The sequence below is a fragment of the Romboutsia sp. genome (assembly GCF_051659545.1).
Classification (GTDB): Bacteria; Bacillota; Clostridia; order Peptostreptococcales; family Peptostreptococcaceae; genus JBOFOR01.
This window is the reverse complement of the sequence record NZ_JBOFOR010000112.1, coordinates 1-5564: the sequence shown is the minus strand read 5'-3', so window position 1 is coordinate 5564 and position 5564 is coordinate 1. Positions and strand designations below refer to the sequence as shown.

Annotated in this window: 4 protein-coding genes; 3 read left to right on the top strand and 1 reads right to left on the bottom strand. The window is 28.6% G+C overall.

Annotated features, from left to right (window positions below):
• Window positions 1–258 precede the first annotated feature (258 nt).
• The 3 genes from ACRC03_RS06580 (at window position 259) to ACRC03_RS06570 (ending at window position 5101) form a co-directional block, all read left to right on the top strand.
• Entirely contained in the window at window positions 259–2322 is a 2064-nt protein-coding gene (locus ACRC03_RS06580) for a sigma-54 interaction domain-containing protein (protein WP_438651761.1), read from the top strand.
• 191 nt (window positions 2323–2513) lie between these two features.
• On the top strand, window positions 2514–3695 hold the full coding sequence (locus ACRC03_RS06575; protein ID WP_438651760.1) for a MalY/PatB family protein: 1182 nt from the start codon (window positions 2514–2516) through the stop codon (window positions 3693–3695).
• Window positions 3696–3766: 71 nt separating this feature from the next.
• The gene (locus ACRC03_RS06570; protein ID WP_438651759.1) at window positions 3767–5101 is read left to right on the top strand and encodes an APC family permease; all 1335 of its coding nucleotides are present in this window, start codon (window positions 3767–3769) and stop codon (window positions 5099–5101) included.
• A gap of 46 nt (window positions 5102–5147) precedes the next feature.
• On the opposite strand, the gene ACRC03_RS06565 is transcribed toward ACRC03_RS06570, so the two are convergent.
• Window positions 5148–5417 (bottom strand): LexA family protein, encoded by a 270-nt coding sequence (locus ACRC03_RS06565; RefSeq protein ID WP_438651758.1) that lies wholly within the window; start codon window positions 5415–5417, stop codon window positions 5148–5150.
• Between the last annotated feature and the right edge of the window lie 147 nt (window positions 5418–5564).

The following is a 5564-nucleotide window of genomic DNA, read 5'->3' as shown; positions in this document are numbered from 1 at the left end:
CGCTATATTATTTTATTGAGTTTGGGTAAAAATAGGGATTTAAGCATAACTAAAATAATTAAAGAAAAGCAGGAAGAAGCCCAAAAAAGAGAATTTTTTCAGGCTTCTTAATCATATGAACTTTTGACTGTGCAGTATAATAATGAAAAAAAATAAATAATATTGTAAAATAAGATTGAACAAAAGTTGTTAGGAATAAAAATAGGGTAAGTATACGAATAAATATAAATACGTATTTACTACAAGAGGTGGTTCTTTATGGGGAAAAAAATAGTAATTATTACTTTGTGGTCGGATGTTGCAAATACACATTCTAAACAAATAAAAAATCTATTTGAAGAAAAAGTTGAAATAAAAAATTATTCTTATGATGTTGATAATATAGATATGCCAATTGAAGCTGATCTAGTAGTTGTATCATTATATTCAATATATATAGGTATAAAAAAATATATAAGTGATACAACTAAGGTTGTTATATTGAATCCAACAATAACTATAGAACAGTACAATAAGATAATGAATATTTCTAATGGTGAAAAAGTTATGGTTGTTAATTATAGTAGTTATATGACAATGGAAACTATAGCATTATTTAATAACCTTGGAATTAATCATGTGGAATTTGTACCTGTTTATCCAGGGATTTCAAATATACCAAAGCTTAATATTGCAGTAACTCCAGGGGAGTCTAAGTGTGTACCTTCTTTTGTAGAAAAAACTATTGATATAGGTCATAGAGTTTTAGACGTAAGTACTATAGTAGATATTGCAGTTAAATTAAAATTGGATTACTTATTACAAGAAGATAAGTTTGTTGAACATTTTAAAAACTTAAAAACACAAAGTACAGGATTTGAGGCATTATTAGGAAAAACAAATACCTTGGAGAGTGAATTAGAAAGTTTATTAAATATCTTAGATGATGGGATTATAGGCGTAGATACAACTGGATCAATACGAGCTTTTAATAAAAGAGCTGAAAAAATTATAGGATACAAAAAAGAAGAAGTTATAGGTAAAAATATAAATTGTATAGTACCACAAATACCATTTAATACAGTAATTAACACTGGAAAATCAATAAAGACAACGCTTGTAAAAATAGATGAAGTAGATATTTCTACTACAGTAGTTCCTGTTTTAGTTTCTAAAAAAATTACAGGTGCATTGGCAATGATTAATGAGTTTACAGAACAAGAGAAAAATCAACATAAACTAAGAGTTCAGTTAATAGGAAAAGGGCATAAAGCAAAATATAAATTTGAAGATATACAGGGTGAAAGTTTACAAATAATAGAACTTAAAAAAATGGCTGAAAAAATGGCTAAGTCGGATTCATCTGTATTAATAAATGGAGAAAGTGGTACAGGCAAAGAATTGTTTGCACAAGCTATACATAATTCATCCCAAAGAAAGGATTATCAATTTGTTGCTGTGAATTGTGCAGCATTGCCAGAAAGTTTACTTGAAAGTGAACTATTTGGATATGAAGAAGGTGCATTTACAGGAGCAAGAAAAGGTGGAAAAGTAGGACTATTTGAATTAGCGCATAAAGGAACATTATTCTTAGATGAGATTGGAGAAATGAATTTAAATTTACAAGCTAGATTATTGAGGGTAATTCAAGAGAGAGAAGTAATGAGGATTGGTGGGGATAGAGTAATAAAAATTGATATTAGAATTATTGCAGCTACCAATAAAAACTTAAAAAAGTTAGTAAATGAAGAAAAGTTTAGGAAAGACCTTTATTATAGGCTTAATGTTCTTCCGCTAGAGACTATACCACTTAGAAATAGAAAAAAAGATATATACTTATTAGTAGATAAAATAAAAGAAGAATTAAATGTGGAGTTTAAATTAAGTAAAGAGGCAATTAAAGTATTTGAAAATTACAGTTGGGAAGGTAATATAAGAGAGCTTAAAAACTGTGTTGAATATCTAGCGCATTTGGATAAGGAAGTTATTGATAAATGTGATATTGATTTTATCAAAAATGAATTTGAAGAAAAGTTAAGTTTAAGTGATATAGATAAGGATATAGCTAAAAAGTTAATAGTAGATTGTAAATATTCTTTGGATAAATATACTTTTATTCTTGAGTGTCTTGAAGAGAATTTGAAGAACAGAAAAAGAATAGGACGAAGAAGTATTGTGGAATTAGCTAATGAAAAAGATATATTTTTATCAGAAAATGAAGTTAGGGGAATATTAAATGTTTTAAAAAATTATAATATGGTGAATTTATCTAATGGAAGAGGTGGAACTCAGATTACAGAATTAGGAATAAAGGCATTAAAAACCATAAAAAATATTTCCTGAAACATTTATAGTATATAAAAACTGGGTTAAATAGGTTAAAGAATAAACCTAATTAACCCAGTTTTGCATTTTTTTCTATTAAATAAATATTAGAATACCTAAAATTTGAAGTAATACCTATTGGCATAATAATTGCTACATAAAATAATAGAAAAATAACAATAAAAATATTATCAAGGAGGTATTATATTATGATTTATAATTTTGACAAGAGTGTAGATAGAAGTAAAAATAATTCAGCAAAATGGGAAGAAATAGGGCTAAACTTTGGAGATAATGATTTACTTCCTATGTGGGTAGCAGATATGGACTTTGAAACAGCGCCAGAAATATTAGAAGCTATGAATAGTAAATTAAATCAAAAAATATTTGGATATGTTTCAAGACCAGACTCTTATTTTGAAAGTGCTGTAAATTGGACAAAAAAGAGATATGGATATGATATAGACCCTAAAACCTTAATTCATTCACCGGGAGTTATACCAACTATATCTTTAATAGTAAGACTTTTTACAAGTGAAAATGATAAAATTATGATACAAAATCCTGTTTATACTCCTTTTTCAAATACTGTTAAACTAAATAATAGAAAATTAGTTATAAATTCATTAATAGAAAAAGATGGGAAATATATAATAGATTTTGATGATTTTGAGAATAAAGCTAAAGATCCAGATTTAAAATGGTTTATACTATGTAATCCTCACAATCCGGTAGGTAGAGTATGGACTAAAGAAGAGTTAGAAAAGTTAGCTCATATTTGCTTAAAAAACAATGTTAGAATTATTGCAGATGAAATATGGAGAGATATAGTATATAAAAATCATAAGCATATTTCAATTGCATCATTATCTAAAGAAATAGAGGATATAACAATAACTTGTTTTTCTGCAACAAAAACATTTAATATAGCAGGGCTTCAAGCTTCATTTGCATCTTTACCAAGAATAGAAGAGTTTAATAAATTTAATCAAGAACTTGGGATATTAGATATAAGAAGAAATAATCCGTTTAACTTAGTAGCAGTAGAAGCTGCATTTAATAAAGGAGAAGCGTGGCTAAATGAATTATTAGAGTATTTAGAAGCGAATGTTGATTATGTAGAAAAATATATAAAAGAAAATGTCCCAAAGGTTAATGTTATAAAACCAGAAGGTACTTATTTAATGTGGCTTGATTTTAGAGATTTAAAATTAGATAATGATGAACTTTCTAGGGTACTTAAGGAAGAAGGGAAAATAGCTTTAAGTAATGGGTATAGTTTTGGTGAAGAAGGAAGCGGATTTGTAAGAATGAATATAGCTTGCCCAATGTATATGGTAGAAGAGGGGCTTAGGAGGATAAAGAAAGCAGTTGATTCTACTATAAAGTAATGAAACAATCTATTGAAGTAAAATTAATGGTTAGTTAATGTATAAACTATAGAATTTAGGGGGAATTTTATATGAGTCAAGGAGTAGAAAAACAGCAACTTAAAAAGACTATGAATGCATTTCAAGGAATGATGTATGTAATTGGTCTTGTAATTGGTTCTGGGGTATTTTTAAAACCATCTGTAGTATTAACAAATATGGGGTCTACAGGTGCGGCACTTTTAGTTTGGATTTTTGGTGGTTTAATTACTATAGCCGCAGCACTTAGTATAGCAGAACTAGCTGCTTATATACCTAAAATTGGGGGACTTTACACATACTTGGTAGAGTTATATGGTGAAACTATAGGTTTCTTATTTGGTTGGGTGTCAGCCTTAGTAAATGCACCAGGAACTTGTGGTGCGGTATCTATAGCTTGTGCAACATTTGCAACATTTTTCGTACCAATGGATGGAACACAACAAAAAATATTTGCTATATCTTTAGTTATATTATTAGTTATAGCTCAAGTAATTTCAACAAAATACGGAATTTGGCTTCAAACAATAGCGACTATAGGTAAACTTCTTCCTATAGCAGCTATAATAGTATTTGGTTTGATTATGGGAACAGCAAACGATATTAGCTTTGCATCTATAGGAAATGTTGAAAGTGCTGGTACTGGAGTTGCATTACTTGGTGTTCTATGGGCCTATGATGGATGGGTGACAACGTGTACTTTAGCTGCTGATATGAAAAATCCTGAAAAGGATATACCAAAAGCGGTAGTTGTAGGTATACTATTTGTTATGGGAGTATATGTTGCATTTAATGCAGCTATATTTAATGTATTACCAGGTCCTGTTGCAGCAGGTTCAGAAAAAATAGGAGTAGATGTATGTAGAAAACTTTTTGGTGAAGGTGGTGCAGCATTTATAACTGCTGGTATGATGCTTTCTGTATTTGGAACTTTAAATGGAATGTTAACATGTGGTGCAAGATATACACTTGCTATGGGTGAGCGTAATCATCTACCAGCTGCTAATGTTTTATGTTCTCTTCACCCTAAATTAGGTACACCTATTAATGCTTTAATATTTCAAGCTGTAGTTTCTATTTTATATATATTAACAGGAACATTTAATTCAATAACTAATTTAATTGTATTTGTTTTATGGATTTTCTTTAACCTAGGGATTTTTGGGGTATTTATTCTTAGAAAGAGAACTACTCGTAATCCAAAACTTTATCATGTTCCATTATTCCCAGTGCTTCCAATAGTGGGGTTATTGGGAGGGTGCTACTTATTATTTGCTACTTTTAAAGATTCTCCATCTAGTGCTTTATTAGGAATAGGAGTAACTTTATTGGGATTACCAGTATATTATTATTGTAAAAAGAAGAAAACACTACCAACAACTAAATAATAATACAAAGGTCTAAAATATTAGGTATTTTAGACCTTTATTAATATTAAACGAAGTCCCTAAAAAAACCAATAACAACTCCTAAAATTTTAACTTTCTTAGAATTGACTGTAATAAACTCTTCGCTATCATTTTCACAAGCTAGTTTAATTATATTATCATCTTTAAAAAATCTCTTAATAGTATAGTGCTCCTTATTAATAATAGCTAAAACGATAATAATAGCTAAAACGATATCATTATTAGCAATACGCCTTGAAGTATCAATCATAACGTAATCGCCATCAAAAATCCCAATACTAGCAATATCACCCATGTGATTTTTATATATATATTCTAATAGAGTTTCTACATTCTTACACATAGTCTATCTATTGTATTTGTAGGAACTTTATTTATTTCATCGATAAATTTATTTATTGCTGTTTTTACTACAGCGATACTAGAAAAAAATCTGTTATTT

What these genes read in the sequence shown, in the direction of transcription:
- ACRC03_RS06580 (WP_438651761.1), top strand. Translation starts at nt 259, where the DNA reads ATGGGGAAAAAAATAGTAATTATTACTTTGTGGTCGGATGTTGCAAAT.
- ACRC03_RS06575 (WP_438651760.1), top strand. Translation starts at nt 2,514, where the DNA reads ATGATTTATAATTTTGACAAGAGTGTAGATAGAAGTAAAAATAATTCA.
- ACRC03_RS06570 (WP_438651759.1), top strand. Translation starts at nt 3,767, where the DNA reads ATGAGTCAAGGAGTAGAAAAACAGCAACTTAAAAAGACTATGAATGCA.
- ACRC03_RS06565 (WP_438651758.1), bottom strand. Translation starts at nt 5,417, where the DNA reads ATGGGTGATATTGCTAGTATTGGGATTTTTGATGGCGATTACGTTATG.